The 26,374-nt window shown below is 40.2% G+C and carries 31 protein-coding genes; 19 read left to right on the top strand and 12 right to left on the bottom strand.

Annotation, left to right across the window (positions count from 1 at the left end):
• Positions 1-12 precede the first annotated feature (12 nt).
• On the top strand, positions 13-156 hold the full coding sequence (locus RGU12_RS10290) for a hypothetical protein (RefSeq protein WP_309535999.1): 144 nt from the start codon (positions 13-15) through the stop codon (positions 154-156).
• A gap of 266 nt (positions 157-422) precedes the next feature.
• On the opposite strand, the gene RGU12_RS10285 is transcribed toward RGU12_RS10290, so the two are convergent.
• Positions 423-791 (bottom strand): ArsR/SmtB family transcription factor, encoded by a 369-nt coding sequence (locus RGU12_RS10285; RefSeq protein ID WP_309535998.1) that lies wholly within the window; start codon positions 789-791, stop codon positions 423-425.
• On the bottom strand, positions 791-1,207 hold the full coding sequence (locus RGU12_RS10280) for an SRPBCC family protein (protein ID WP_309535997.1): 417 nt from the start codon (positions 1,205-1,207) through the stop codon (positions 791-793). Before RGU12_RS10280 ends, RGU12_RS10285 begins: the two co-directional genes overlap by 1 nt.
• 257 nt (positions 1,208-1,464) lie before the next feature.
• Between RGU12_RS10280 and RGU12_RS10275 the strand changes: the two genes are divergently transcribed.
• Positions 1,465-2,184, top strand: a complete 720-nt coding sequence (locus tag RGU12_RS10275) for a TerC family protein (protein WP_309535996.1) — start codon at positions 1,465-1,467, stop codon at positions 2,182-2,184.
• Between the two features lie 127 nt (positions 2,185-2,311).
• On the opposite strand, the gene mreBH is transcribed toward RGU12_RS10275, so the two are convergent.
• The gene (gene mreBH / locus RGU12_RS10270) at positions 2,312-3,319 is read right to left on the bottom strand and encodes a rod-share determining protein MreBH (protein WP_309535995.1); all 1,008 of its coding nucleotides are present in this window, start codon (positions 3,317-3,319) and stop codon (positions 2,312-2,314) included.
• Between the two features lie 273 nt (positions 3,320-3,592).
• Here mreBH and RGU12_RS10265 point away from each other — a divergent pair, with 273 nt between their 5' ends.
• The 3 genes from RGU12_RS10265 to treC all read left to right on the top strand — a co-directional run bounded on the left by RGU12_RS10265 (position 3,593) and on the right by treC (position 6,342).
• Positions 3,593-3,964, top strand: a complete 372-nt coding sequence (locus RGU12_RS10265) for a DnaJ family domain-containing protein (RefSeq protein ID WP_309535994.1) — start codon at positions 3,593-3,595, stop codon at positions 3,962-3,964.
• Between the two features lie 58 nt (positions 3,965-4,022).
• Positions 4,023-4,394 carry a DUF488 domain-containing protein gene (locus tag RGU12_RS10260; protein ID WP_309536300.1) on the top strand — a complete coding sequence of 124 codons (372 nt, stop codon included), beginning with the start codon at positions 4,023-4,025 and terminating at the stop codon, positions 4,392-4,394.
• A gap of 259 nt (positions 4,395-4,653) precedes the next feature.
• Complete coding sequence (treC, locus tag RGU12_RS10255) at positions 4,654-6,342, top strand: alpha,alpha-phosphotrehalase (protein ID WP_309535993.1); 1,689 nt, start codon at positions 4,654-4,656, stop codon at positions 6,340-6,342.
• 59 nt (positions 6,343-6,401) lie between these two features.
• Here treC and RGU12_RS10250 read toward each other — a convergent pair whose 3' ends face one another.
• Positions 6,402-6,545 carry a hypothetical protein gene (locus RGU12_RS10250; RefSeq protein ID WP_189655291.1) on the bottom strand — a complete coding sequence of 48 codons (144 nt, stop codon included), beginning with the start codon at positions 6,543-6,545 and terminating at the stop codon, positions 6,402-6,404.
• 302 nt (positions 6,546-6,847) lie between these two features.
• On the bottom strand, positions 6,848-7,075 hold the full coding sequence (locus RGU12_RS10245) for a DUF1128 domain-containing protein (protein ID WP_099361144.1): 228 nt from the start codon (positions 7,073-7,075) through the stop codon (positions 6,848-6,850).
• 349 nt (positions 7,076-7,424) lie between these two features.
• Between RGU12_RS10245 and RGU12_RS10240 the strand changes: the two genes are divergently transcribed.
• The 3 genes from RGU12_RS10240 to RGU12_RS10230 are packed head-to-tail and all read left to right on the top strand — an operon-like array spanning position 7,425 to position 9,108.
• Positions 7,425-7,904, top strand: a complete 480-nt coding sequence (locus RGU12_RS10240; RefSeq protein WP_309535992.1) for a low molecular weight protein-tyrosine-phosphatase — start codon at positions 7,425-7,427, stop codon at positions 7,902-7,904.
• A 6-nt stretch (positions 7,905-7,910) separates the two neighbouring features.
• Positions 7,911-8,264, top strand: a complete 354-nt coding sequence (locus tag RGU12_RS10235; protein WP_309535991.1) for a YtxH domain-containing protein — start codon at positions 7,911-7,913, stop codon at positions 8,262-8,264.
• A gap of 4 nt (positions 8,265-8,268) precedes the next feature.
• Positions 8,269-9,108, top strand: a complete 840-nt coding sequence (locus tag RGU12_RS10230; RefSeq protein WP_309535990.1) for a YihY/virulence factor BrkB family protein — start codon at positions 8,269-8,271, stop codon at positions 9,106-9,108.
• 260 nt (positions 9,109-9,368) lie between these two features.
• On the opposite strand, the gene RGU12_RS10225 is transcribed toward RGU12_RS10230, so the two are convergent.
• Positions 9,369-11,300 carry a heavy metal translocating P-type ATPase gene (locus tag RGU12_RS10225; RefSeq protein WP_309535989.1) on the bottom strand — a complete coding sequence of 644 codons (1,932 nt, stop codon included), beginning with the start codon at positions 11,298-11,300 and terminating at the stop codon, positions 9,369-9,371.
• 348 nt (positions 11,301-11,648) lie between these two features.
• Between RGU12_RS10225 and RGU12_RS10220 the strand changes: the two genes are divergently transcribed.
• Together RGU12_RS10220 and RGU12_RS10215 are read left to right on the top strand one after the other, a co-directional pair.
• Positions 11,649-12,134, top strand: coding sequence for a DUF2975 domain-containing protein (locus RGU12_RS10220; RefSeq protein WP_309535988.1), 486 nt, complete (start codon positions 11,649-11,651; stop codon positions 12,132-12,134).
• A 10-nt stretch (positions 12,135-12,144) separates the two neighbouring features.
• Positions 12,145-12,360, top strand: coding sequence for a helix-turn-helix domain-containing protein (locus RGU12_RS10215; protein WP_136379025.1), 216 nt, complete (start codon positions 12,145-12,147; stop codon positions 12,358-12,360).
• Positions 12,361-12,393: 33 nt separating this feature from the next.
• On the opposite strand, the gene RGU12_RS10210 is transcribed toward RGU12_RS10215, so the two are convergent.
• Both RGU12_RS10210 and RGU12_RS10205 read right to left on the bottom strand, forming a co-directional pair.
• Positions 12,394-12,540 (bottom strand): BH0509 family protein, encoded by a 147-nt coding sequence (locus RGU12_RS10210; protein ID WP_116353638.1) that lies wholly within the window; start codon positions 12,538-12,540, stop codon positions 12,394-12,396.
• Positions 12,541-12,772: 232 nt separating this feature from the next.
• Complete coding sequence (locus tag RGU12_RS10205; protein ID WP_309535987.1) at positions 12,773-13,936, bottom strand: MFS transporter; 1,164 nt, start codon at positions 13,934-13,936, stop codon at positions 12,773-12,775.
• A gap of 301 nt (positions 13,937-14,237) precedes the next feature.
• Between RGU12_RS10205 and RGU12_RS10200 the strand changes: the two genes are divergently transcribed.
• The 6 genes from RGU12_RS10200 (at position 14,238) to RGU12_RS10175 (ending at position 19,797) form a co-directional block, all read left to right on the top strand.
• Entirely contained in the window at positions 14,238-15,761 is a 1,524-nt protein-coding gene (locus tag RGU12_RS10200; RefSeq protein ID WP_309535986.1) for a fatty acyl-CoA synthetase, read from the top strand.
• A gap of 209 nt (positions 15,762-15,970) precedes the next feature.
• Positions 15,971-16,357, top strand: a complete 387-nt coding sequence (locus tag RGU12_RS10195) for an OsmC family protein (protein WP_309535985.1) — start codon at positions 15,971-15,973, stop codon at positions 16,355-16,357.
• 91 nt (positions 16,358-16,448) lie between these two features.
• The gene (gene cax, locus RGU12_RS10190) at positions 16,449-17,513 is read left to right on the top strand and encodes a calcium/proton exchanger (RefSeq protein ID WP_309535984.1); all 1,065 of its coding nucleotides are present in this window, start codon (positions 16,449-16,451) and stop codon (positions 17,511-17,513) included.
• 301 nt (positions 17,514-17,814) lie between these two features.
• Positions 17,815-18,459, top strand: coding sequence for a YczE/YyaS/YitT family protein (locus RGU12_RS10185; protein ID WP_309535983.1), 645 nt, complete (start codon positions 17,815-17,817; stop codon positions 18,457-18,459).
• Positions 18,460-18,687: 228 nt separating this feature from the next.
• Complete coding sequence (locus tag RGU12_RS10180) at positions 18,688-19,506, top strand: YfkD famly protein (protein WP_396232322.1); 819 nt, start codon at positions 18,688-18,690, stop codon at positions 19,504-19,506.
• Between the two features lie 102 nt (positions 19,507-19,608).
• Positions 19,609-19,797 carry an SE1561 family protein gene (locus RGU12_RS10175; RefSeq protein ID WP_116353654.1) on the top strand — a complete coding sequence of 63 codons (189 nt, stop codon included), beginning with the start codon at positions 19,609-19,611 and terminating at the stop codon, positions 19,795-19,797.
• 150 nt (positions 19,798-19,947) lie between these two features.
• Here RGU12_RS10175 and RGU12_RS10170 read toward each other — a convergent pair whose 3' ends face one another.
• Positions 19,948-21,174 (bottom strand): DUF4317 domain-containing protein, encoded by a 1,227-nt coding sequence (locus tag RGU12_RS10170; protein ID WP_309535982.1) that lies wholly within the window; start codon positions 21,172-21,174, stop codon positions 19,948-19,950.
• 136 nt (positions 21,175-21,310) lie between these two features.
• Between RGU12_RS10170 and RGU12_RS10165 the strand changes: the two genes are divergently transcribed.
• From RGU12_RS10165 to pdaA, 3 genes are all read left to right on the top strand, one after another.
• Positions 21,311-22,519 carry an MFS transporter gene (locus tag RGU12_RS10165; protein ID WP_309535981.1) on the top strand — a complete coding sequence of 403 codons (1,209 nt, stop codon included), beginning with the start codon at positions 21,311-21,313 and terminating at the stop codon, positions 22,517-22,519.
• Between the two features lie 105 nt (positions 22,520-22,624).
• The gene (locus RGU12_RS10160; RefSeq protein ID WP_309535980.1) at positions 22,625-24,160 is read left to right on the top strand and encodes a fumarate hydratase; all 1,536 of its coding nucleotides are present in this window, start codon (positions 22,625-22,627) and stop codon (positions 24,158-24,160) included.
• Positions 24,161-24,357: 197 nt separating this feature from the next.
• Positions 24,358-25,137, top strand: a complete 780-nt coding sequence (gene pdaA / locus RGU12_RS10155) for a delta-lactam-biosynthetic de-N-acetylase (RefSeq protein WP_396232340.1) — start codon at positions 24,358-24,360, stop codon at positions 25,135-25,137.
• Between the two features lie 38 nt (positions 25,138-25,175).
• Here pdaA and RGU12_RS10150 read toward each other — a convergent pair whose 3' ends face one another.
• From RGU12_RS10150 to RGU12_RS10140, 3 genes are all read right to left on the bottom strand, one after another.
• Entirely contained in the window at positions 25,176-25,763 is a 588-nt protein-coding gene (locus tag RGU12_RS10150) for a lysozyme inhibitor LprI family protein (RefSeq protein WP_309535979.1), read from the bottom strand.
• Between the two features lie 90 nt (positions 25,764-25,853).
• A complete protein-coding gene (locus RGU12_RS10145; RefSeq protein ID WP_309535978.1) occupies positions 25,854-26,159 on the bottom strand; it encodes a hypothetical protein in 306 nt (101 codons plus the stop codon).
• A 21-nt stretch (positions 26,160-26,180) separates the two neighbouring features.
• On the bottom strand, positions 26,181-26,366 hold the full coding sequence (locus RGU12_RS10140) for a hypothetical protein (RefSeq protein WP_309535977.1): 186 nt from the start codon (positions 26,364-26,366) through the stop codon (positions 26,181-26,183).
• Positions 26,367-26,374: the final 8 nt, after the last annotated feature.

Below are 26,374 nucleotides of genomic sequence, written 5' to 3'. Positions count from 1 at the left end.
GGTGGAGATAGCGTGGAGATAGTGCGCTCAGAGTTTTTCATTGGTGGGATGAAGGACCGAACACGACCTGGGCTTGAGCAGAAAGTCCTTCATCTCATTTATGAAGAGGAAACTGAACTCAGTCCCTTATCAAAATCCTTTTCATCAAAGCAATGAAGAGGAAACCGACCTCAGCCCCTTATCAAAATCCTTTTCATCGAGGCTATGAAGAGGAAACCGAGCTTAGCCCTTCATCAAAATCCTTTTCATCAAGGCAATGAAGAGGAATTCGAACTTAGCCTTTTATTAAAGTCCTTTTCATAGTGGCAATGAAGAGGAAATCGAACTAAGCGTTTCTTCAAAACCCTCTTTATCAAGTCTATGAGTCCCTAACCAAAACGCACCTGCATCCCACATGAGTGTTCTTCATCGGATCTTCTAACTCACTTATCATCTGATTCTAACAACTTTACTACTTTTAACCCACCATCTGGGCCATTCTCAGCAATATGCTTCAACATTGATAACTTGTTGTTCCAGAATTGGTCGAAATAAGCAAGCCATTCATGTAGCTCTGAAAAAGATTCAGGATGAAGGCGATAGCGTTTTTCTCGTCCAACTTTCTGTCCACTCACTAAATTTGCTTCAGACAGAATGTGGAGGTGCTTTGCTACTGCCGTTCGGCTCATTGAAAAGTGACTAGTGATTTCCGAAATAGGCAATTCTTTTTTAGAAAGGAGACGAAGTACCTCTCTGCGTGTTGGGTCAGCAATCGCTTGGAATACATCATATTTTTGAGCTGATTCTGACACTAATTTGTCGCCACCTGACGCAGTTTTTGTACAATTCCTGCCCAACCGCCATTCATTGTTTCACGAACTTCAGCAGCTGTTCGATTGGCTTTTCCAATGATCTCTTCAGAATCCTTCCAGCCACCGTGAATGAGGGTGAATTCCGTTTTACCGTCAATTTCTTTTAATAGGAATTCCACATACCAGCCGTCAGTATCCCAAGAAAATGTAAGGCGATGTGGTGGGTCGACTTCCAACACCTTACAAGGAGAAGGGCCGAAGGGAGATTGGATATGAAATTCATGTCCTTCCTTAGCGACCAAGTCATTTGGCATAAACCACGTTCCGATTGCCTCTCCGGTCGACACAAGATCCCATACTTTTTGAATCGGTGCTTCGATTACTACTGTTTGTTTTATATCAGGTACAGTTGCCATAAATCATTCTCCTTTTAAAATAAAATAAAACCATTTGGTTTCGTATTTTGATTATATGAAACCAAAAGGTGTTATGTCAAGAAGGTTATATTACAATAGTATGTGCAATTTTAAAAAATCAAACGTTGGATATTTGTGGCGGTTTTGTAAGCAAGATTCTCAGTTCAAATATTGAAAGTGACAAAAAATAGGAGTATGCTAGATTATGTAATGAAAATTTAACTATTTTACTATATTAATTGAGGGGGAATTTCCCTATGGATATGCTAACAATTCTTGGACTAGCTATCTCTTCTGGAGCGACAATCGCTTTATTAAAAATCATAGCAATTGATATTATACTATCTGGAGACAATGCTGTTGTAATTGCAATGGCAACTAGAAACCTTCCGAAAGATCAGCAAAATAAAGCAATCTTTTGGGGAACAGCAGGGGCTGTTATTTTACGTATTTTATTTGCGGCAGTCATTGTTTACTTATTAAAAATTCCATTTGTGAATGTGATTGGTGGAGTGTTGCTTCTATTCATCGCCTACAAGGTATTGGTTGAAGAAGAGGGAGATGCACATGTGAAGTCTTCAAATGGCATTATGGCAGCTATTGGTACGATTATCATGGCGGATGCGGTAATGAGTCTTGATAATGTTGTTGCGGTAGCAGGTGCTGCAGACGGGCATATTGGGATGATTGCACTTGGTGTTCTAATCAGTATTCCAATTATGATCTTTGGTTCTAAATTCATTGTAAAAGCCATGAACAGATTTGCTTGGATTGCTTATATTGGTGCAGGCATTCTTGCTTGGACCGCAGGAGAAATGGTATTGAAGGATAAAGGGCTAACAAACTTCCTACACATTGAACATGGACCCGTAACATACCTAATCGCAGCAGTATTAACCATTCTTGTCCTAGGACTTGGATATACAAAAAACAAAAAAATCGCAGCAAAACGAGAAGCATTACAACACACAGCATAATAAAACGCAAGGCCAAATCAGTACTGATTTGGCCTTTTTCTATTACATAATCGAAGCCACAGGGACGGATCCTGTGGCTCCTAATTAATGCTTGAAAAGGGGACCAGTAGAACCGTCCCCTTGGTCTTTATTTTGCAATTTTGTGAAGTTTGTGGATGATGCTTAGGGAACGGCCTGTTCCGACGGCAACTGATTCAAGCGGGTTTGGAGCAAGGTGGACAGGAACAAAGATTTCCTGGCTTAGCCACTCCTGCAGACCATTTAATAACGCACTGCCACCTGTTAAAATGATTCCGCGGTCCACAATGTCACCACTTAATTCAGGTGGGCAATCCTCTAATGTTGCTCGGATTGCTTCTAAAATATGAAGTAATGATTCTTTTAATGTTTCTTGCACTTCGGTTGAACGTAAGGTAATGGTTTTAGGAAGACCTGTAACAAGGTCACGACCTCGGATTTCCAGTGTTTTTACTTCATGATCAATAAGGGCATATCCGATTTCAAATTTAATCTGTTCAGCGGTATGTTCCCCAATTAGAACATTGTATTTTTTTCGTACATATTGAATGATATCATCATCAAACTGGTCGCCACCAATTCGCACGGAGTTACACGTTACTACGCCGCCAAAGGAAATAATTGCGACTTCTGTATTACCCCCGCCAATATCAACGACTACATTGGCCACTGGCTCATCAACAGGTAAATCTGAACCAACTGCAGCAGCTACTGGCTCTTCGATTAAGTAAACTTGCTTAGCGCCACATTGTCTAATCGCATCCTGGATCGCACGTCGCTCAACAGAGGTTGACCCAGAAGGTGTACAAACGACCACATTCGGTTTGCGAATCGAGTACCCAATTTTTTGGCTAACTTTCTTCATGATATGGCGAAGCATGTCAGCTGTCACGTTGAAGTCTGCAATCACACCTTTTCGTAAAGGGCGAATTGTCACGATTTTTTCAGGTGTTTTTCCAATCATTCTTTTTGCATCTGTACCAACAGCAATGACATTGTTAGTTTCCGTGTCAATAGCCACAACGGATGGCTCATTAATGATGATGCCTTTATTTTTAGTGTATACCAAAATATTTGCAGTTCCTAAATCAATTCCTATTTCCGTATTTGAAAACATATTATCTCCATCCTTCAAAGAGTTTGGTGTTATATACTAATAGCCATGAAACATTCGTCCGGAATATTTAAGCTATTCCTTTTAAAATTGATGAGTAGTTATATTAACCCACTTCACCTTATAAGGATTCATGAAAATATGTCGATTTTTGGGGGTTGTTGTCATATTGTAAAAAATGAAACATAGGAGAAATATATGTGAAGAATGGCAATTTGTTCAAAATACACGTAAAATAGTAATAGATGAAACACTCCAAAAAGGAGGGCGAAGACAATGGATTTTTCAAGTATTGTATCAGAGGATAAAATTCGCAAGGCCTATAAGGATGGAGAATTTGACAACCTTCCTGGATACGGAAAGCCGCTTAAGCTTGATGATGATTCCGCGATTCCGGAGGATCTTCGCATGGCCTATCGCGTCATGAAAAACTCCGGCTTCATTAATGAGGAAACGGAGATTAAAAAAGAGCTACTCACCATCGAGAATTTACTTGATAATTGTGAAGATGAGGAGCAACGAGTTATCTATCAGAAAAAGCTAAATGAAAAACAGTTTCGCTTAAATCAAATCTTAAAAAATAGAAAAACCTCGCATTCAGCGGTTTTCAAAGACTATCAAATGAAATTGCACAACAAGTTTAAATAAAGTAGCGGGGGCCAAAACATTGCGTTTTGCCCTTTTCTTTTAGGAGTGAAAGAAAGTGATGATCGAAAATTTAGTGTTAAAACGGATTTATGAGCCTGCTAGTGAGGAGGATGGTAAACGGATATTGGTGGACCGCATCTGGCCACGAGGTATTTCAAAGGACAAAGCACAACTTGATTTGTGGATGAAGGAAATTGCCCCAAGCACGGAGCTTCGCAAGGAATTTAACCACAAACCTGAACGATTTGAAGAGTTTAAAGAGCAGTACATAAAAGAATTACAGGAAGACGACGAGAAAAGATTGGCAATCGTGGAATTACTACGCATGATCGAGAAAGAAAAAGTGACTCTGCTTTTTGGTGCAAAGGATGAAGTGCATAACCAGGCGGTTGTCTTGAAGGAAGTATTGGAGCGTAAATTGGAACAATAAACGTGAAAAATGGGTTAGTGGGAGTAAATATTATTTAGCGCCAGTATTTTTAGAATAGTGGCAGTAAATTTCAGATAATGGCAGTATTTTTACATTAGCGGCAGTAAATGATGAACCATAGTCCGACATACTAGGTACCTGTTCTACACACCAGTAATAAATTTGACCAACTTGTATATACAAGTTACACTACTATTATAAATAAAGATTTTTATTTATGAAATACTACAAGAAATTACTATTTATGGTGGTGTAACAGTTGAAACAGCCTTGGTGGAAGAAGTCTGTCGTTTATCAAATTTATCCAAAGAGTTTTAATGATACAACTGGTGATGGTCTTGGTGACCTACAAGGGATCATCGAAAAACTCGACTATTTGAAAGCATTAGGTATTGATGTTATTTGGTTAACGCCAATTTACAAATCCCCGCAGCGTGATAACGGGTATGATATTAGTGATTATTTTGCAATTCAAGAAGAATACGGCACGATGGAGGATTTTGACCGCTTGCTTGAAGAAGCTCATTCTCGCGGCATTAAACTGATTATGGACATCGTTGTCAACCATACGTCAACTGAAAACGAATGGTTTAAGAAATCTCGTGAATCAAAGGATAATCCATATCGAGATTTTTATATATGGAAGGACCCTAAAGACGGGCAACCGCCAAATAATTGGGAGTCTAAGTTTGGTGGAAATGCCTGGGAATATGATGAAAAAACGGGTCAATACTACCTCCATCTTTTTGATGTGACACAGGCCGATCTGAATTGGGAAAACGAAGAGGTTCGTCAAAAAGTCTATGATATGATGACATTCTGGTTTGAAAAAGGGGTAGATGGCTTCCGTCTAGATGTTATCAACTTAATTTCAAAAGACCAGCGCTTCCCTGATGACGATGGTTCAGTGCCTCCAGGTGATGGACGAAAGTTTTATACGGATGGTCCTCGTGTCCATGAATTCATGCATGAAATGAATCAAAGGGTTTTTTCGAAATACGATAGTATGACGGTTGGTGAAATGTCTTCAACAACAATTGACGATTGTATCAATTACTCGAATCCTGAACGCGAAGAGCTAAGTATGACCTTTAATTTCCATCATTTGAAAGTCGATTATCCAAACGGGGATAAATGGACCGTTGCCGATTTTGACTTCCAAGCGTTAAAAAGAATCCTTTCGACCTGGCAGGTGGAAATGCATAATGGTGGGGGCTGGAATGCGCTATTTTGGTGCAACCATGACCAACCTCGTATTGTATCGAGATATGGTGATGATGGTAAGTATTTAACAGAATCAGCGAAAATGCTTGCGACAACGATCCATATGATGCAAGGTACTCCTTATATTTATCAGGGAGAAGAAATCGGTATGACCAATCCGAAATTCGAGGATATCTCAGAATATCGCGATGTCGAGTCTCTGAATATGTACAACATTAAAAAAGAACAGGGCATGAGCAAGGAACAAATCATTGAAATTTTAAAGCATAAATCACGTGATAATTCACGTACACCTGTACAATGGGATGCATCTGAGCATGCTGGCTTCACAAGTGGAACACCGTGGATTAATGTAGCTGACAACTACAAAACCATTAACGTGGAAAAGGCATTAGAGGACAAAAACTCCGTCTTATATCATTATCAAAAACTGATTAAGCTACGCAAAGAATACGATATTATCACGTACGGGGATTACGAGCTATTACTCGAAGAAGATCCGCAAATCTTTGCATATGTAAGAAACGGAGAAAATGAGAAGCTGCTTGTTGTCAATAATTTTTACGGGAAGGAAGCTACATTCGAAATTCCTAAAAATATTAAGATAGAAAACTACACAACGGATCTTCTCATTTCCAACTATGGAGACTCCCAAACTGATATTTCAAACGGAATCAACCTACGTCCGTATGAATCCGTGGTGTTTCATTTAACCGCAAAATAAAAAAGTGTAGACGTTAGCCTACACTGTGAGAGCCATGCCCGCGATTGGGTGTGGCTTTTTTACAAATCTTGATCTTTGGGCAGCGGGTCAATTCTTGTGGAATCATCGTTGTCCATCGAGGTTGCAACAAAGTAAAACCAGAATCCAGCGGAGATAAAATACAATACAGCTATTCCAATAAGCGTTAGCCATAGTCCTAACATGTGTATTCCCCCCTTTAGATTGGGGCTATAAGGCGGTAGAACAAGAAAGTAACAGTGGGACACCCGTCCCGTGATACAAATATGCCCCTTTGTATACGTATATGCAGGGGTATGATGTTATTGACTGAAATGTTTGAAATTTAGTGATGAGAGTGCTGGTGATATGCGTCGTTTCGCGGTTATATGCTTCCTAGCAGGGATATTTGCGTCAACCTGCCCAAATATGCGGCACCAACAATATCTGCATCACTTTAAAACAACCTAAACAAAAAAAGCGACCGACATGGCCGCCATTCTATGTATTATTTATTTTTGCGTAAGCTTCCGAGTTCTTCGACGAGTGCTTGCATTTCGTTCGGGCTAAATGAGTTCTTTTTCATGGTGAGGTCGTAGATGTCCTTTAATTCCTCGTACATTTCTTCATCAAAATGAGAAGGTTTAATGGCACCGATGTTAAGCACTTTCAGCTTTTCTTTGATTTTTTCAATCATAAACTCTACATTTTCGACCGACTTTTGTGAGAGATCCATGTTTTCATCCTTTCAATTTTCAGTGTATTCTTATTGTATCACGTTTCTGCTATTATTTAACTTTATTCAGTAGAAAACCTCTTCTTTTTAAGTGGGGGACAATGAATAATTGTAACGAATCCGTGGGGGTGGTAAACTGTGACTGAATAAAGTTAAAAGCCTCCGGCGGATGCCACGATTTTTCAGCGGAAATTTTTCGAGCAAAAGATCAAAGACTAAGTACCCCACTTCCTGTGGCAACGTCTTTATGACTCACTTCCTGTGGGCCTAAAAATCGGGCGCAAATACGCCAAGGCGTATTTGATTATGGTAGCATACGGAAAAAAGAACATGAAGGAGAATTTACATAATGATTAAAGTATTATTTGTGTGTTTAGGGAATATATGCAGATCACCGATGGCGGAGGCCATTTTTCGAGATATGGTTAAAAAGGAAGGGCTCACCAATGACATTCAAGTAGATTCAGCAGGTACTGGTGACTGGCATATTGGACATCCCCCACATAAAGGCACGCAAACCATATTAACTAAATATAAAGTGTCTTTTGAAGGGATTAAGGCGCGCCAGGTAATCCGTGAGGATCTTGAACAATTTGATTATATTATCGCGATGGACTCTGACAATTTAGAGAATCTAAAAAGAATGACTGGTACAGCCAAAACGGGTCAGATTAAAAGGCTTCTCGATTTCGTAGAAGACAGCAAGGTCACCGATGTACCTGACCCATATTATACGGGGAATTTTGATGAAACGTACGAGCTAGTAAGCGATGGATGCAAACGTCTTTTAGACGTCATAAAAAAAGAAAATTTCGTTGGGAAGGAGTAATCCAAAATGGCAAAACGCAATAAGATGGTGGAAGGCATGGTCGTTGGGGCTGTCCTTGGAGCAGCGATTTCTTTATTCGATAAGGAAACAAGAGAGCAGTTTTTACATACTAGTAAAAGAGTTAGTCGAAAAGCAGTAGATGTGATGAAAAATCCGCAGGAGTACACAGAGCTTGTTAAGGACCGATTTAACACGGTTCGTACAACAATTGAGCAGGTAGCGGAGGACGTTCGCATCGTGACCTCAAGGGTAAATGAAATCGTCGAAACGACGCCCGAAATCGTTGAAGCCGTGAAAGAAACAAAAGACGCAATTTCTAATAAAACGGAAGGTATGAGGGACGATAGTATAGAGAGGTGAAAAGATGACCCAAATTCGAACGTTAGATTTGCGGTTTATTAAGGAATTAATCTTGCGATATAAGGAAGATGAAGTAGGTAGTCTTTCAGCTGAGCTTGCCTATTTTTTCTTGCTTTCTCTATTCCCATTTTTAATCTTTCTAGTGACACTTGTTGGGTATTTGCCCATTTCCCAAATCGATGTGTTGGAGTTTGTAGCGCAGTACGCACCCGAGGGTACTGTTGCTCTGATTGAAGAAAACTTAAATTTCATTGTGGGTTCGCAAAAAGGCGGGCTGTTATCTATTGGGATCATCGGTACATTATGGTCCTCCTCCAATGGAATTAATGCGGTCGTTCGTGCGTTTAACAAAGCCTATGATGTTAAGGAAACACGGAACTTCTTTTTCACGAGAGGAATCTCGATCTTATTAACTTTTGGGATGATTTTTGTCATCATTGTGGCATTGTTATTACCGGTCTTTGGAAAACAAATTGGGGTTTTTATCTTTTCATCGTTTGGTCTGTCTGATGAATTTTTAGACATTTGGAACGGAATTCGTTGGATAGTGAGTGCAGCGATTCTCTTTATCGTGTTTACCTTCTTGTACTGGGTCGCGCCTAACCGCCCGCTAAAGATAAAAGAGATTATTTCTGGTGCCTTTTTTGCGACCTTTGGGTGGATGTTTGTTTCCCTTGCGTTTTCTTATTATGTGAACAGCTTTGGGCATTACTCCACGACCTATGGAAGTTTAGGAGCCATTATTGTGCTGATGATTTGGTTTTATTTATCGGCGATGATTATCATCATTGGTGGTGAAATTAACGCAATTTTAAATTGCCATCGGATTAGGGATGGCCGCTGATTTTTTCCGGAAGTTACCTTCATGGAAAAAGGGGGATCGAGAGATAATAGAGGGTGTAAGTACAAAACAAGGAGGCCTCTATTATGTCTAAAAAAGACGGCGGCACAAAACAAAAAGGAAAGAAAAATAGCCCAAAACAAAAAACAAGCAGTTCTGCTAACGGCAGCAACGGCTATCATTAGGACCAGAGGGACGGTTCCACTGGTCCCCGATACACAATAAAAAGGACTTGACCGTTAGGGTCAAGTCCTTTCCTTCTATTACGACTTCAATAATCGAAGGCCGTTTAAGATAACGAGTATTGTACTTCCTTCGTGTCCGATGACTCCAAAGGGGAGGTCAATGATTTGAAAGAAGTTAGACACAATTAATAGCATAATCACAGCGATTGAAAAAACAACATTCTGTTTGATAATCCGATTCATGCGTTTTGAAAGCTTTACGGCCTCTGCAATTCGAGGCAGGTCGTTTTTCATAAGAACGACATCAGCGGTTTCAAGTGCTACGTCTGTTCCCTGACCCATCGCAATCCCGACGTTAGCCGTTGCTAAAGCTGGCGCATCATTGATTCCATCTCCGACCATCGCAACGGTATCGTATTTCGAAATCAAATCTTTTATGTGATCAACCTTTGTTTCTGGTAAACATTCGGCAATGTATTGGTCAACATGGCTTTCCTTCGAAATGGCTTCGGCTGTTTTCTCACCATCACCGGTCAGCATAACGGTGTAGATTCCTAGATCTTGTAAAGCGGAAATAGCTGAAACTGTATCATCACGGACAACATCTTTAAGCGCGAGAATTCCAGCAATGTCGTCACCTGATTTTACATAAACAATCGTTTTCCCTTCAGAAGCCAATTGTTTCGCAACCCCATTTTTGAAAGCAACGGCTGCTTCTTTCCCGACAAGATCAGCTTTACCAATGAACCAATTGGCATCACGAACAGTTGCTTTTACTCCATAACCAGGTATATCCTCGATTCCATCGACCAAAAGCAACTCCTGGCCATTCGATTTGGCATGTGCCACAATGGCTCCTGCTAATGGATGTGTCGATTGATTTTCAATCGAAGCAACCACCTGTAAAAATTCAGTTTGTTCGATTGAATCTGCCACAATGATATCTGTTACAACCGGCTTCCCTTTTGTTAATGTTCCGGTTTTATCAAGTGCAATTGCTTTTAGATTACCAAGTTGCTCTAGGTGTACGCCTCCTTTAAAAAGAATTCCTCGTCTTGCTCCGTTTGAAATCGCCGATAGGGTTGCTGGCATAATCGAAGCAACAAGGGCACATGGGGAGGCGACAACTAGTAAAACCATAGCCCGATAAAAGGTTTCCGTCCATGTCCAATCTAATAGAAAGTGAGGTAGGAACATCATGAAACCAACCGCGATTAAAACAATTTTTACATATCTACCTTCAAATTTTTCGATGAAAAGCTGTGAAGGTGACTTTTCACTTTGTGCGGATTGAACAAGATTAATAATTTTTTGGAACAACGAATCTTCATTTGGCTTTGTCACTTCAACGGTAATAGAACCGCGTAGGTTAACCGTACCTGCAAATACTTCGTCCCCAAGGGATTTTTGGACGGGAATCGATTCGCCGGTAATAGCTGCTTGATCCACGTTGGTCTCGCCTTTTAAAAGCTTGCCATCTGCTGGAATTCGCTCCCCTGGTTTAACCAAAATGGTATCCCCAATTTGAAGGGAGGAAACATGTACAACTCGCTCGATTCCGTTTTGAATAAGGGTTGCTTCCTCAGGTTGCATTCCCATGAGAGAAGAGATTTCCTTATGGCTCTTGTTCATGGTATAAGTTTCAAGGGCACCACTTAAAGCGAAGATGAATATTAAAATGGCCCCTTCATTCCAATAGCCAATAATGGCAGAGCCGATTGCGGCAAAAATCATAAGCATTTCCACATTTAATTCTTTTTCAGCGATTGTATCTGTAATGCCTTCCTTTGCTTTTGCATAACCACCAATGATAAAAGCAAGAAGGTACAAAACGATCGAAGCTGTATTCTGTTCGAAATGACCTAATGTCCATGCAATTGCGATCATTACACCACTCGTTAATGCAGCAATCAATTCTCCGTGAAGCTTTACTTTTTCAAGGAAAGGAGAAGGTTCTTTTTCTGTTTTATATAGTTGTTGCCCTGAAGCCGTTTTTACTTCTGTACTCATTTCATTCGCCTCCGTTTTCTAATTGAGAAAAATAATCATTTATCGATATCTAATTGAGAATCAAAATCAACTTCTTTTTGCTAATTGAGAAAGGTAATCACATTCACTAAGCCATTTAAACAAGAAAACTGCGATCGTTTTGATAGCAGCACTTCGTTTTAGTCATTTTTACTTTATAATTATTATTAATTATAACACAACACTCAAATTTTAAAAGTCTTTTTTATAATTAGTTTAAATAAGTTCACAAATAACGGGAAAAGATAACAATTTATTGAAAAACAATAAACAATCAGGTACACTAATCAAAGAGAAAAAATAGGTGAGGTGTTTTTGATGGAGGGAATCATGAGGCTGAAAGAGCGAGGGAATACACTCTTTTTAAAAGTAGCAATCTTTTTTATGGGAATCGTTGTGTTGGCTTTATGTATTTTTTGGCTACCATGGGTTGCAAATGATTTAGCAGTCAAAAATGTAGAATTTGCGTATTTAAAATATCCTCTGTTAATTGGAATCGAAGTGACCTTGATCCCATATTTATTTGCACTTTATCAGGGCTTTAAACTACTAAGCTATATTGATAAAAATAATGCCTTCACTCATAAATCGGTCCAATCTTTAACTATCATAAAATATTGTGCGGCGATTATTAGTGCATGGTACGTCATTGGCTTCTTTTTCGTGATTTCACAAAATGCAGGGAATCCAGGTGTCCTGCTTATTGCATTGGTCATTATTTTTGCATGTTTTGTTGTATCGGTTTTTGCGGCCGTTCTTCAAAAGCTATTGAAAAACGCCATTGCAATCCAAGAAGAAAATGACTTAACGGTTTGAGGTGACTATAATGGCAATAATTATTAACATAGATGTAATGCTTGCAAAGCGAAAAATGAGTGTAACTGAGCTATCTGAGAGAGTCGGAATCACGATGGCCAATCTGTCCATTTTAAAAAATGGGAAGGCAAAGGCGGTTCGATTTTCTACTTTAGAAGGGATTTGTAAAGCGCTGGACTGCCAGCCTGGAGACATTTTAGAATACAGACCAGATGAACAAGAATAAAAACTCGCCAAACGGCGAGTTTTTTCAATACAATTATTCTGCAGTTTCCTCAAAGTGATAATACGTTGTGTCATAGATATGCTCGATATCTGCATCTGTCATATACATAAGCTCCATTTTATCGATACCTTTAACCTTTTCAATAAACTCAATCATGTTTTTGCGTTCTTGCCTACTCATTATAATCCTCTCCCTTTTTCATTTTCGTTCTATACATCTGTTTTAATACAGTGTATTAATATTAGTTGTATTATATAACAGATTTTGAAAAAACGTCAACAAAATTCTGAAAAATAGGCAAAAAATCATAGGAAAAGAAGAAAAGCACAAGTGTTCACGGATCGCCAGGTCTTTTTTATCTTCTATAGCGATTAGCTAGTCAACAAAAAAGACTCCCTTACAAAAGGAAGTCTCAACTTTCAACTGCTTTAGGAGCTGTTTTCGAACCGAAAACAGTAATCACAATAAAGATGACAAGTAGAATGGTTCCAATGACATTGAAAAAGCTAATGCTTTCAAAGTATTGAATGAATAGACCACCGAAAAAAGGTCCTATCAAGCTACCGATGCTAAAAAAGATGCCGCAAAGGAGGTTACCTGTTGGAAGCAAATTTCTTGGCATTAAATCTGTCATATAAGAGATACCGAGTGAAAATGTTGAACCAACCGCCATCCCCGCAAACGTAATGCAGAGCCAAAGTCCGACATGAGAGTGTTCGAGAAAGCTTGCAGCAGTAAAACTTAAAAATCCTAAAAATAGGACAATCGTTAAAATATTTCTTCGTCCATATTTGTCGCTCAGAACACCCAATGGAAGCTGGGTGATGATGCTACCAAGTGCAAACGAAGTTAGTAAAATTGATACAAATGTAACATCTAAATCAATTCGTAATCCGTAGACTGGGAAGCTTCCGTTTAAGGATGATTCCAAAAATCCAAAGGTCATTGGCGGTAAAAAGGCAACCCACGCATATTTCAATGCTTTAGAGAACCGGTTGATTGTTTCTCTAAATGAGTTCACTCCCAATTCCGCATCAGGATACTCATTTTTTAATAGGAATAAAAAGAACCAGCCAATTAAACATAGAACAGAAGACAGGATAAATGGTAATGCTTCATTGATATAGATTAATGGTGTCATTAATGGACCTGTGGCAAAGCCTATTCCAAAGAACAATCCGTATAATGAAATATTTCTTCCGCGCTTTGCCTCTGGTGAAAATGAAGTAATCCATGTTTGAGTTCCAAAGTGCAGGGAGTGGTCCCCGATTCCAATCAAGAGTCGCAATACAAACCAAAACCAAAACGATTTCCATAATGGGAATAGGGCAAGGGATACAACTACGAGCAATGCCCCAAACATAATAACAGGTTTATAGCCATATTTTCGCAATGGGTACTCCATAAAAGGTGATACAAATAAGATTCCTATATAAAGGGCGGTTGCATTTAATCCATTTAAGGTGGATGATAGTCCGCTATTTTCAAAGATAACAGCAATCAATGGCAACAGCATGCCCTGACTAAACCCCGAGACAGCTACTATGCTCACTAATATCCAAAATCGCAATTTCATGTTGTTTTTCCCCCAGTTCATTTTCCAATCTAATCATACAAAAATAATCTAGGGTTGGGAATTGAAAAGATTTAACAATATTCAGATGGGCAAATTCTAAGCAAGTTTAGCGATAAAGAGACTTCATAATTACATTGACAGCTGAGTGAGAGAAGTTTTATATTTAAAGTAAATATTCATAATTTTATGAACATTATTTTGAGTTACATAATATCCTAATTCATTTGTCGAAGAAATCGATGCATACGTCCTGGTTTTACAAGTGTTGTGCTCCAACCTAAATTGAAAAGAGAGGACTGAAATGAATATGCGAACAAGCACTATAGCCGAGGCGGTTCGTCGTACGGCCGCACGTGTACCACGTAATACTGCCGTTGTATTTGATAACCGGGAGTGGAGTTACCGTGAACTCGACATGGCGGTCACGCGTATCGCGCGCCAACTGCGTGAACTTGGGGTGGAAAAGGGGGACCGAGTGGCCGCTTACGGTAAAAACTCTGATATGTATGTGCTGCTGTTTTTGGCTACTTCACGTATGGGAGCCATCCACGTTCCGGTCAATTTCCAGCTCCGAGCCGGAGAACTCGATTACATTCTAAGTGATTCCGACCCAACTCTCATCATCGCTGACCGAGAACTAGCGGATGCTATCTCTCAGACAAAGTCAAATAGTCATCGCAAGGTCCTGCAATTTGAAGACGAACTTATGGAGTGGGTTTCCAGTAACGATAACCGTCCCTTAAAAGATGATGAGTTCAATGTTGATGACACGGATGTCGCTCAGCTACTCTACACCTCGGGTACCACTTCAGATCCAAAGGGAGCAATTATGACACATCGTGCCCTGATGCACCACTACATGAGCTGCATCCATGGTCTGGACATCAAGGAGTCAGACCGTGCGCTCCACTGCTTGCCACTCTACCACTCGGCGCAAATGCATGTGTTCTTGCTGCCGGCATTGTTGGTGGGTGGCTGGAACAAAGTGCTTCCTGCTCCCGTGGCTGGTGCTGTGCTTGAAACCATGGAACAGGACGCAATTACGTCGTTCTTCGCCGCTCCAACCGTTTGGGTTTCAATCGCGAATCACCCTGAGCTAACCGCTCGAAATCTCGCGAATCTACGGAAGGCCTATTACGGAGCTTCAATCATGCCTAGACCGATACTCGAACGACTGCAGAAATGTCTGCCAGAGCTCGGTTTCTACAACGTGTTCGGCCAATCTGAGATGGGTCCTGCCTGCACGGTCCTGCGTCCTGAGGAACACGCGGACCACCCAGGTTCCGCAGGAAGACCGATGCTCTTCGTTGAGGCGCGCGTCGTGGATGCCGAGGGTAATCCTGTGCCCACTGGTGAACTCGGAGAAGTTGTATACCGTTCACCTCAGCTTTGTCTTGGTTATTGGAACAAAAGTGAAGCTACGGAAAAGGCATTCGCAGGCGGTTGGTTCCACTCCGGAGATCTCGTGAAGCAGGACGAGAATGGATATATCGAGGTAATTGATCGAGTGAAGGATGTCATCAACACTGGCGGTGTGCTTGTGGCCTCCCGTGAGATAGAGGACTGTATCTATGAGCTACCTCAAGTTGCAGAGGTTGCAGTTGTCGGTGTACCGGATGAAAAATGGATCGAGGCAGTTACTGCTTTTGTAGTCATCAAAGCTCCAGTGTCTGAGGAGGAGATTCTCCAGCATGTCAGGATCAATTTAGCCAGCTTCAAAGTCCCGAAACAAGTCGAGATCGTGAACGAACTGCCACGAAACGCTAGTGGCAAAATCCTTAAACGTCAGCTGCGCAATGTCGGAGGCTCAAAGAGCGCTACGTGAATCTGTTTAATGTTCTTTGGGAGTAATGTCAGGCCAGACATTGCTCTTATTTATTAATTTTTGATAATACTCCTTCTTAGCAGACCACTCAATCTGCATATGTTGTGGGTCCCTCATACCTCAAAATACCATGAACCTTTTGATTTTCTTTTCATCGGGGTAGAACAAGAGTAAACTAATGATAACTTACGAGAATGGGGGGAATTTTCATGATTTTTAAAATGAAGGAAGTTGGCTTCTACACAGACGTGGAATACGGGGAATTACATGTTGCAGGGGATGAAGCATATGGCTTTAGACCCTATCAGCTTTTAGTGTCTTCAATTGCAGTTTGTAGTGGGGGCACTCTTCGTAAAATTCTAGAAAAAAAGAGAATGCAGGTAGAGGATATCACTATTCATACAGAGGTGGAAAGAAATGAGGCGCAAGCGAATCGAGTTGAAAAAATTCATCTCCATTACCTCATAAAAGGTGCAGATTTAAATGAACAAAAAATAGAGCGTTCCATCGAGATTGCTTCTCGCAATTGTCCAATGGCACAATCCGTTAAGGGAAGCATTGAAATTACTGAGACTTTTGAAATCATGGATGCATAAAAACACCATAAAAGAACATAATTTTTATAGAGATAAAAACTACGCAAATTCTGGGCGTAGTTTTTTTAGGTTAAAGGAAGGTTGTGGCACGATGAATCGTCTCTTTTTGATTATGGTTGTGATTGGTGTTCCCCTTTCAGTGATTGGAAGCCTCCTCCATTGGCCAGCTGTCATCATGTTTGTTGTCTACTGTTTAACCATTATTGCCTTGGCTGGATTTATGGGAAGAGCGACCGAAAGTCTTGCGATAGTTGCTGGACCAAGGATTGGTGGTTTGTTAAACGCTACCTTTGGGAATGCAGTTGAACTTATTATTTCTATTTTTGCATTAAAGGCTGGGCTTGTTACAGTAGTACTTGCTTCGCTTACGGGGTCAGTACTTGGTAACCTTTTGCTCGTTGCAGGACTTTCCTTTTTTGTTGGGGGTATTAAGTTTAAAAGACAGAAATTTAATGTCCATGATGCCCGCCATAACTCAGGGCTACTGATTTTTTCGATCATCCTAGCGTTTGTTGTTCCAGAGGTTTTTTCAATGGAGATGAATGATCAGGACACATTTACGTTAAGTATCGGTATCTCGGTTATTTTAATACTGTTATATTTAGCTGGGCTGTTCTTTAAGCTTGTTTCCCACCGCGGCATTTATCAACAGGACTCCGAACAGGTGGAAAAGGAAAATGAAGAGCATGAGGAACCTGAATGGGGGAAATGGAAGGCTCTTCTTATCTTAGCGTTAGCGACAGTTGCTGTCGGGTATGTGTCCGAAAATCTCGTACATACTTTTGAAGTAGTGGCGGAAAGCTTTGGTTGGAGTGAAATTTTTATTGGGATCATTATTGTGGCGATTGTTGGAAATGCAGCTGAACATGCTTCTGCTGTTATGATGGCTTATAAAAATAAAATGAATGTTGCGATCGAAATCGCCATTGGTTCTACCTTACAGGTTGCTATGTTTGTGGCACCACTGTTAGTCTTAATTTCGTTATTCCTCGATACTCAAATGGCGCTGGTGTTTTCAATGCCAGAATTGATAGCAATGATTACCGCTGTATTTTTAACGATTTCATTAACGAATGACGGAGAAACAAACTGGTTTGAAGGTGGTACATTGTTAGCTGCATACGCCATTATGGGGATTGGTTTTTATCTTTTATAAGAACAAAAAACGACTCTGTGCAGACATCATCTACACAGAGTCGTTTGTCTTTTATGGCTTTCTTCTAAGTACTTTTTAAGGGATAACTTTCAATGGTGTTTTCTCCGTCCGTCAATTCGATAGCATACCCCCTGTCATTAAAGGTATGGTCTCTTTATCCCTCCTTCAAGTAAGGTATACTTCATTATATTTACCTAAGATTAAAAATATTCAGTTAAAATAAAAATATCGATTAATTTTTTGGGGTCAATTATAATTAAGTACAATGTTTTAATTATATGGAATTCAAGGGAGCACCTCTATGTTGACGAGACGAATTGCTTTTTTTTGTATTGGGTTGTTTATCTTGGCGCTGGGAATCAGTTTAATGATAATGGCGGATATCGGTGCCGGGGCTTGGGATGCGCTTAATGTGGGGTTATCTGAAACCGTTGGCCTCACTGTAGGCAACTGGGTTATGATAGTCGGCATTTTAGTCATGTTTGTAAATGCACTATTGCTTCGCGCACGTCCTGTCTTTTTATCCATTGGGACCATCATTTTAATTGGCTTTTTTATTGATTTTTGGTTATTAATTGCGTTGGACGAGTGGAATTTAGAAGGCTTTGTGGTAAAAGTCCTTACGTTTTTAGGGGGATTAGTGGTTGCCTCGCTTGGAATCGCCATTTATCTACAGGCAAAGTTTCCACTGTCACCACTCGATAACTTTATGCTTGCAATCAGTTCACGATTTAAACTAAAGTTCGGGATTTCAAAAACAATCGCAGAAGCAACAGGGCTGATTTTGGCGCTTTTGGTTGGAGGTCCAATCGGAATTGGAACTTTGGTCGTTACATTCGGGATTGGTCCCATTATCCAGTTCTTTTTTCCATATTGCGAGAGGTTGATGGAAAAGGGACTTCGTGGTAGCAGGGGAAATGGGCTAAAATCGATAGAACCGAAATAAAACCGATAGAATGAAAATAAAATCGATAGAACGTAAATAAAGTCGATAGAATTAAAATAAAACCGATAGACCATCCAAAACTACATGAATTGAGCTTAAGAAATGCCAGAAGCCCTCTGGCATTTCTTTTTTTAACCAAACCCCTCAAAAATTTACTAATAAAAGGATGGATAATCTGCAAAATCTTCGAAAACACTAAGCACAAAGCCAAGGAAAGGAGTACCGTCTATGAAACGAAAATTAGTTTTTATAGTTGCCGTCATGCTGATGTTTGGTTTACTTGCAGGAAACGTAATGGCGGAAGGTACCGGTAAATCGAAGGGTGTAAAAGCAGATAAGTTCAAAATTCCTAGTTCTGTTTTAGACATTTCACAGGATAACACCTATCCGAACCCGACACAGGATTTACCATATCTCCAGCCAAGTAAGCTCACAAAAGAGCTTATTAATACGGCTGATGTAGAAATAGAAAATCCAGACCTTATTCGTATATTAAATGAGTCGGCCATCCAAACGACACCACTTGCGCTTGGATACCGCGCCACCATTTACCTAGGTCAGTGGCCGCTTAACTATGAATCGTCTGAAACAAGCACGAATTGGGAGTATGAAAAAATCAATACAAACTACTATGACAATCGTGGTGGAAAGTCCCCTTTTAAAATCCATTACAAACAAGAAATGCAGAAGATTGTCAGAGGTGGATTAACTGCAGAAATTCAGGATGCAGATGAAGTAAAGAAAATGATGTTAATCGAAGCGACGAAAAAGACCAAGCTTCCACTTTCCTTTACAACAATCATTGGTGGTGCAACGAAAAAGGATCAAGTTTATAATGTACCACCGAAAAGGCTAGGATATTTATATGCCTATGCGCCGGCAGTCAATGAAAAAGGGAAGGTTACATATGGTGAAGTCTACCTTGTTTTAAAAGGAAGCAAAAAGTCCATCGTTGTGAAAAATGTAACCCACCAAGGAATTGGCGCCTGGATACCCGTCCAAGACCACGTTTCATATGCATTCCTCGTTTCAGAAACTCCGAAATAAAAAGAAATTCGGGTGTTAAGTGAGCGCCCGAATTTTATTATGTTATTTTATTTCCGTATAATATAATAAAAAAAGATTGAAAAACGAAAGGAACGTTGTAGCTTGGGAAACGCGATACATGATAAAGACTCACAAATATCCTATTTGAAAAATCGCCTAAATATGTTTTTAGAGGTGATTGATTCGATGGATCCTGAATCCACTGATTTAGAGGACATCGACCGCCTCATTGAGATGATTGATGACTTGGAAGGTAAATACGAACGGTTTAAGAAGGATTGGAAGGAATAATTAGGTTTGGCGGACGCTCAGATTGTGCTGGGCGTTTTTTGTTTGTTTGAAGGTTTGCCAAGCCAAACAAAAACAGTGAATTCCGTTTTGGAATCCACTGTTTTTTCTAGTATGAAACCACAAAAACCGTCCCTGTGGCCCCTATGTTCCTTAAAAGGAACCAGTAGAACCGTCCCCGTGATCAACATGGTCACCACGATCCACGTGGTCGCCTTGATTCTTTGTTTCGAGTGTTAAGCCTTCGACTACGACGTCTTCATCGATTTCCAACAACAAGCAGCGTTTGCCTTGGTACATGATGTATTTGACGTATCGTAATTCTTTTGGACTTAATGTAAGTTTGGCAACTTTTGTGTTGATTTTGATTGATTTTGGAACGAGGTTAGCTGCTTTGAATTCATGGTGTTCATCGTCAATTACGGTTTTAAATGCATGTTCCACCTTTGCCGTGTCCACATCTTCTACGCCGCTCACCTTCAGGATGCGTTCGACGTCCTGGTAGTTAATCATTGGTGGCTCGCTTTCTTCCTGTTCCTCTTCTTCTTTTTCTTGAACAAAACGGTCGATTTCCTCGTACACGTTCGAAATAACCTCAGATTCTACTGTTTCGCCGATGACATTTTTCAAGATCATCTCGAAACCAATCTTATCATCTTCTGCGGTCATGATATCTTCACAATTTAACACATCGGAAATGAAACTATAACTAGGCTCGTTTGCTTTCCCGGCAGCATAAAGAATATGATTCACGTCTGCTGCATTGTCGTTAAACGCTGGGAAAAGGAAACCTGTTAATGGAGCGGTCAAGTTAATAACCGGGTCCAACACAGTATTTGATTTGAAAGTTCGCTCAATATAATCAAACACTAATGTCTTTTTCGGTTGATCAATCTTATTTAAAGTGCATAGAATGAGGGGGCTAAAATAAACCTCATCAGAGCCGCCTTGTTCAGATTCAGGGTCACGTTTGCGTGTTGGCTTACGGTATTCTGCACGGATGAATGTAACCACTGTGTCAAACTCATAAACCTTAGTAGCATACATTTTCTCCACGATTTGCAGCATTTGCTCGATCCAATCTTCGGTGTCTTCCATTTGCAGCCCATCATACAAAAGGTCCCGTGTACTATTCTCAGCATCGTGCTGGAATTTCAATTCAAATAATTTCGTATCGAGCTGTCCAGCCAATGTCTTTTTAAAGTTATCTAAAAATAGTTCCTGGGCTTCCTGCTCCAATAGCTCGAACGGCTGACAAATATGGTGATAAATCTCATTGGATTCTTTTTTAACATACACATTGAAAATTTCTTTGATGTGTAAGTATTGATTATTTAATTTAAATTGCTTGCGGATGTTTGCGATGTCTTTTTTATTCATTAATCTCAACTCCCATTTTCTGATTATACATGTATGAGTTCAAAATTGTAATGATTGATTTTTTACCAGGTGTATGAGCACGACTGAGCCACAAACCCATATACATAACATAAAAAACAAACAGGGGTAGATATCAGTGGGTATTCAATATAGTAAATTTAGGTGGGTTATTTTTGCTTCTGTATTGTTTACATATGTAGTGATGTCAGCCCAACGCACCGCACCTGGATTGATTACAGACCAATTGATGACGGACTTTCAGGTCACCGCAACAACAATTGGGCTCTTAACCAGCATCCAATTTTTCGTATACACAGGTTTGCAAATGCCGATGGGAATCTTGGCAGATCGCTACGGCCCTAATTTTTTCCTCATTATCGGTGCTATCCTAACAGGTGTTGGAACGGTTATGTATAGCCTTGGAACCCATGAATTTATCCTTTTTTTTGCAAGAATCCTAACAGGAATAGGAGATGCGACAATTTGGGTGAATTTAGTCCTCATTTTAAGCAGATGGTTCAACGAAAAAGAGTTCACCCGGCTTATTGGAGTTGCGGGAATGACTGGGAGCCTAGGATTCCTAATGGCAACTGTTCCTTTTTCAGCTTTGATTGTCTTACTTGGCTGGCGTGGAGCCTTTCTTTCAGGGGGAATCCTGTTGTGCTTGTGTGGAATTTTTCTTTATGTTGTCCTCGTAAAAAAGCCAAACCACCCAATGATTGAGAAAAATGAAGTCAGCCGTGAAAAAACATCGGTATTGCTGCGTCGAATATTTACGAGTCGTCAAGCATTGGCATTGTTTCTTTGTCATTTCGGGCTTGTTGGAGGGTATTTAGGATTTATCGGTTCATGGGCAGTGCCTTACGGGATGGAGGTGTACGGCTTGACCCGTTTAGAAGCAAGTCAGCTCATTATGTATAGTTTAATCGGGGCACTATTGGGTGCTCCATTGATTGGTTGGATTTCAAGCAGATTAGGCAAGATTAAAAAACCGTATCTCTTTTTTCATATGGTTACTGTTTTGTGTTGGTCCACTTTCCTTTTCTTTCGTGAGGGACCTCCATTATTCTTGCTCATTACTCTTTTTATTATGATTGGATTTGCGTTTGGTTCCAATTCCTTAACCTTTGCAACAGTGCGCAAAACCTTTCCGATAAGCGAATCAGGCATGGTGTCTGGATTTGCGAACACGGGTGGATTTTTAAGTGCGGTCCTACTACCTGCCATGTTTGGATTTGTTTTAGACCATTTTACATCTGGATACTATTTCGGTTTTATCATTCCCTTGATTTTTTCGATTGCGGGTTTAATTGGGGTGAACTTAATAAAAGAAAGCCATGAATAAAAACTGGAATCGTTTGCAAATCCCTTTCCGAAAAAAACTTCTAGGAGTATAATGAAAATTGTGATTATAGATAATATCGGGGATATAAGGGAAAGGGGAATACAGATGGATAAGCTACAACAAAGTATGTACAAGTTAATTGTAGAGACATCAACAAGACTTCCAAAGGATGTACGTAGAGCGGTTGCTCGTGCAAAGGCGAGTGAAAGTGCCGGTACTCGTGCTGCTATGTCTCTTTCAACCATCACCAACAATATTTCAATGGCAGACGTAAACGTATCACCAATCTGTCAGGATACAGGTCTACCTACTTTTAAAGTGAAAACGCCAGTTGGGGTGAACCAATTAAAAATCAAAGCAGCCATTCGTGAAGCGATTGTCGAAGCAACAAAGGACGGGAAGCTACGTCCAAACGCAGTTGATTCATTAACTGGTAAAAACAGTGGGGACAACCTTGGCGAAGGTGTGCCAGTAATTAAGTTTGAACAATGGGAAAAGGATTACATTGATGTTCGCCTTATTTTAAAAGGTGGCGGATGTGAAAATAAAAACATTCAATACAGCTTACCATGTGAATTAGAAGGACTTGGTCGTGCTGGTCGTGACTTAGATGGAATTCGTAAGTGTATCATGCACTCTGTGTATCAAGCCCAAGGACAAGGCTGTAGTGCTGGGTTCATCGGGGTTGGAATCGGTGGAGACCGTACATCTGGTTACGAGTTAGCAAAAGAACAGCTTTTCCGCTCAGTTGAAGATGTAAATCCAAATGAAGATCTTCGCAAGCTTGAAGAATATGTCATGGAAAATGCGAATAAGCTTGGAATCGGAACAATGGGCTTCGGTGGTGAAACAACTCTACTTGGTTGTAAAGTGGGCGTTATGCACCGTATCCCAGCAAGCTTCTTCGTATCTGTTGCGTACAACTGTTGGGCATACCGCCGTCTAGGTGTCACTCTTGATGCCGAAACAGGTGACATTAATGAGTGGTTATACCAGGATGGAGAAGAAATCGACTTCTCTAAAGAACAGGAAGAGGTGCAAGAAGTAAAATCAGAAACGCCTGAAGTTGTGCTTCAAGCACCAATCACTGAAGAACAAATTCGTGAGCTGAAAGTTGGAGATGTAGTGCGAATCAATGGTCGCATGTACACAGGTCGTGACGCCATCCATAAGCACCTTTCAGAAAATGATGCACCAGTTGATTTAGATGGCCATATCATCTACCACTGTGGCCCGGTTATGCTTAAGGATGAAGACGGCAACTGGCACGTGAAAGCGGCTGGTCCAACAACGAGTATTCGTGAGGAGCCTTACCAAGGCGATATCATGAAAAAGTTTGGAATCCGTGCGGTAATTGGTAAAGGTGGAATGGGACCTAAGACACTTGCTGCACTAAAAGAGCATGGTGGAGTGTACTTAAATGCAATCGGTGGAGCTGCCCAGTATTATGCAGATTGCATCAAGTCTGTTGATGGCGTAGACCTCATGCAATTTGGTATTCCTGAAGCAATGTGGCATCTATCTGTTGAAGGCTTCACAGCCGTTGTGACAATGGATTCACACGGAAACAGCCTACACGAGGATGTTGACAAATCTTCATTAGAAAAACTAGAACAATTCAAAGAGCGTGTATTTGTTTAAAAATGATTATGACCCGTTACGTTTTGGCGTAGCGGGTTTTTTATTTGTGTCCGATATAACCAAGCAAGTCTCTAACAAAACCTTTTTGCCAATCTATTCCTGCATGAACTCCCTTAATGTGGTAAAAACTAACTCTACTACTAACGGAGTTTTAGGAGGTTTTATTTTTGAAAAGGCTTTGTGGCATACTTCTTCTTTTGACTGTTACCTTTTCATTGACTGTGGCACCACAGGCTGCAGCAGCTTATTCAAATGCACCGATCCATTGGGGCTTCAAAAAGAGCAAAAACCATGAACCTGCCTCAGCAGGTGAGGAGTATGATAAACTACTCGCAAAATATGGCGCTTTTTATATTGGGGATACTTCAAAAAAAGACATCTACCTTACGTTTGATAACGGATATGAAAATGGCTATACCGAACAAGTTCTTGATGTACTAAAAAAGAAAAAGGTTCCCGCGACATTCTTTGTCACAGGGCATTATCTTAAAGATCAAGCTGATCTCGTAAAAAGAATGGCAAAAGAAGGGCATATCGTTGGGAATCATTCATGGTATCATCCGGATTTAACAAGAGTAAGTGACGACCGACTTCGAAAAGAATTAGATTCCGTTCGGGAGGAAACAAAAAAGCTTACGGGTCAGGATGTGACCTATCTTCGTCCACCACGAGGCATTTTTAGTGAACGAACATTAGCTTTATCCAACAATCTTGGCTATCAAAATGTGTTCTGGTCGCTCGCCTTTGTCGATTGGCACATTAACAGCCAAAAAGGGTGGGAGTATGCGTACAACAACATCATGAGGCAAATTCATCCAGGTGCGATTCTTTTGCTACATACTGTATCGAGAGACAATGCCGAAGCACTTGGAAAGGTAATTGATGACTTACGTGAAGAAGGTTATAACTTCCGAAGCTTAGATCAGTTAATGGCCGAAAAAACGATTAGGGAAGAGCTGTTATTTGACCTAGACTAACAAACAAAGGACTTAGGGTTCCCTAAGTCCTTTTCCTATTACATATACTTTTCAACTAATTCATAGCATCTTTCTTTGGTCACCCGTGCTTGTGTGTTTACTTTTACTAAAGGTTCCATTGTACCGCCTTCGTATTGAGCGGCTTCTTCACTTGCGATTCGGTATTTCTCTTTAATCCATTGGCGTTGTTCTTCCCGCAGTTTATTCATTTTTGCAGTTGGAAGTTGTTTCTCAAGTTCTTTCCAGATTTTATTAAGTTCATTGTCCCATATTTCATAGACACCTGAAGCGATATCTTCCATCTCGATTTGTGTTTCGCCCTCAGGCTTGTTTTCAATTTCTTCTTCAATCGCAGCGAGTTCATTTAAATATTGCTCCTTAAGAGCACTATTTTCTGCTGACCTTTCAACGCTGGTATCCGGCGACTCGGTATCCGCGCTTTCATCTGAAGCATTTGTCTCTTTACTTTCTTCCGCTACATCAGCCTTGTCACTTGCCTTTTCAGGGTCCGCCTCAGCTACCACACTCTTAGCTGGTTCTTCCGGCTGAGAACTAGTCTCCTTATCTGGTTTCCCACAGGCTGCCAACAACACGAACAAAATAGTCAACAGTACTAACTTTTTCATTGTAAAAACTCCTTGTCATTTTGTCCTTATGTATAACTATTTAACATTATCTTCAAATTATAGCCTAAAAACAATAAAAGAGCTGTAGATTCAGCTCTTTTTAGGGATTACCTTTTCCTTCCGCCAAGGTTTTACATATGAAATGATGAAAATAAAAATGGTAACAGCGATCTGAAAATAGACTGCATATTGTCTGATTAAGTGATTTTGAATGAATTCAGGATTGGTCAGGGCTAATTCTCGTTGTGTTTCAAGCAACTCCATATTTGTGATCATTAGCTTGTCTATAATAAAAATCCCGACAATCGTTTGAATGAGATAGAGCACGAATTTCGTGCCAACCCATCGATGCTTGAAGAATCCCCAATTTGTAAAAAATCCATAGATGAGTCCCACTACTAACGTTCCAATTGCACCCTAGCGAACAATATGATCACTGATAATGACGATGGTTTTATATCCCAAATAGGACTCATTAAATTCAGTAAAATCAAGATAAAGATTTAATGAAAGTGAACTTAAAATTCCTCCGAAAAATAAAACGACTAGAAATACGTGGATAATTTTTAACCATTTCATCCCTTTAGGTCCGATTTTTTTCATGTTTCATT

The sequence above is a fragment of the Ferdinandcohnia sp. QZ13 genome, from assembly GCF_031324165.1.
Classification (GTDB): Bacteria; Bacillota; Bacilli; order Bacillales; family Bacillaceae_L; genus Ferdinandcohnia.
The sequence above is the reverse complement of the archived record's forward strand: the minus strand, read 5'-3'. Positions and strand labels throughout refer to the sequence as shown.

What these genes read in the sequence shown, in the direction of transcription:
- RGU12_RS10280 (WP_309535997.1), bottom strand. Translation starts at nt 1,207, where the DNA reads ATGGCAACTGTACCTGATATAAAACAAACAGTAGTAATCGAAGCACCG.
- RGU12_RS10275 (WP_309535996.1), top strand. Translation starts at nt 1,465, where the DNA reads ATGGATATGCTAACAATTCTTGGACTAGCTATCTCTTCTGGAGCGACA.
- mreBH (WP_309535995.1), bottom strand. Translation starts at nt 3,319, where the DNA reads ATGTTTTCAAATACGGAAATAGGAATTGATTTAGGAACTGCAAATATT.
- RGU12_RS10265 (WP_309535994.1), top strand. Translation starts at nt 3,593, where the DNA reads ATGGATTTTTCAAGTATTGTATCAGAGGATAAAATTCGCAAGGCCTAT.
- RGU12_RS10260 (WP_309536300.1), top strand. Translation starts at nt 4,023, where the DNA reads ATGATCGAAAATTTAGTGTTAAAACGGATTTATGAGCCTGCTAGTGAG.
- RGU12_RS10250 (WP_189655291.1), bottom strand. Translation starts at nt 6,545, where the DNA reads ATGTTAGGACTATGGCTAACGCTTATTGGAATAGCTGTATTGTATTTT.
- RGU12_RS10245 (WP_099361144.1), bottom strand. Translation starts at nt 7,075, where the DNA reads ATGGATCTCTCACAAAAGTCGGTCGAAAATGTAGAGTTTATGATTGAA.
- RGU12_RS10240 (WP_309535992.1), top strand. Translation starts at nt 7,425, where the DNA reads ATGATTAAAGTATTATTTGTGTGTTTAGGGAATATATGCAGATCACCG.
- RGU12_RS10235 (WP_309535991.1), top strand. Translation starts at nt 7,911, where the DNA reads ATGGCAAAACGCAATAAGATGGTGGAAGGCATGGTCGTTGGGGCTGTC.
- RGU12_RS10230 (WP_309535990.1), top strand. Translation starts at nt 8,269, where the DNA reads ATGACCCAAATTCGAACGTTAGATTTGCGGTTTATTAAGGAATTAATC.
- RGU12_RS10225 (WP_309535989.1), bottom strand. Translation starts at nt 11,300, where the DNA reads ATGAGTACAGAAGTAAAAACGGCTTCAGGGCAACAACTATATAAAACA.
- RGU12_RS10220 (WP_309535988.1), top strand. Translation starts at nt 11,649, where the DNA reads ATGAGGCTGAAAGAGCGAGGGAATACACTCTTTTTAAAAGTAGCAATC.
- RGU12_RS10215 (WP_136379025.1), top strand. Translation starts at nt 12,145, where the DNA reads ATGGCAATAATTATTAACATAGATGTAATGCTTGCAAAGCGAAAAATG.
- RGU12_RS10210 (WP_116353638.1), bottom strand. Translation starts at nt 12,540, where the DNA reads ATGAGTAGGCAAGAACGCAAAAACATGATTGAGTTTATTGAAAAGGTT.
- RGU12_RS10205 (WP_309535987.1), bottom strand. Translation starts at nt 13,936, where the DNA reads ATGAAATTGCGATTTTGGATATTAGTGAGCATAGTAGCTGTCTCGGGG.
- RGU12_RS10200 (WP_309535986.1), top strand. Translation starts at nt 14,238, where the DNA reads ATGAATATGCGAACAAGCACTATAGCCGAGGCGGTTCGTCGTACGGCC.
- RGU12_RS10195 (WP_309535985.1), top strand. Translation starts at nt 15,971, where the DNA reads ATGATTTTTAAAATGAAGGAAGTTGGCTTCTACACAGACGTGGAATAC.
- cax (WP_309535984.1), top strand. Translation starts at nt 16,449, where the DNA reads ATGAATCGTCTCTTTTTGATTATGGTTGTGATTGGTGTTCCCCTTTCA.
- RGU12_RS10185 (WP_309535983.1), top strand. Translation starts at nt 17,815, where the DNA reads ATGTTGACGAGACGAATTGCTTTTTTTTGTATTGGGTTGTTTATCTTG.
- RGU12_RS10180 (WP_396232322.1), top strand. Translation starts at nt 18,688, where the DNA reads ATGAAACGAAAATTAGTTTTTATAGTTGCCGTCATGCTGATGTTTGGT.
- RGU12_RS10170 (WP_309535982.1), bottom strand. Translation starts at nt 21,174, where the DNA reads ATGAATAAAAAAGACATCGCAAACATCCGCAAGCAATTTAAATTAAAT.
- RGU12_RS10160 (WP_309535980.1), top strand. Translation starts at nt 22,625, where the DNA reads ATGGATAAGCTACAACAAAGTATGTACAAGTTAATTGTAGAGACATCA.
- RGU12_RS10150 (WP_309535979.1), bottom strand. Translation starts at nt 25,763, where the DNA reads ATGAAAAAGTTAGTACTGTTGACTATTTTGTTCGTGTTGTTGGCAGCC.
- RGU12_RS10140 (WP_309535977.1), bottom strand. Translation starts at nt 26,366, where the DNA reads ATGAAAAAAATCGGACCTAAAGGGATGAAATGGTTAAAAATTATCCAC.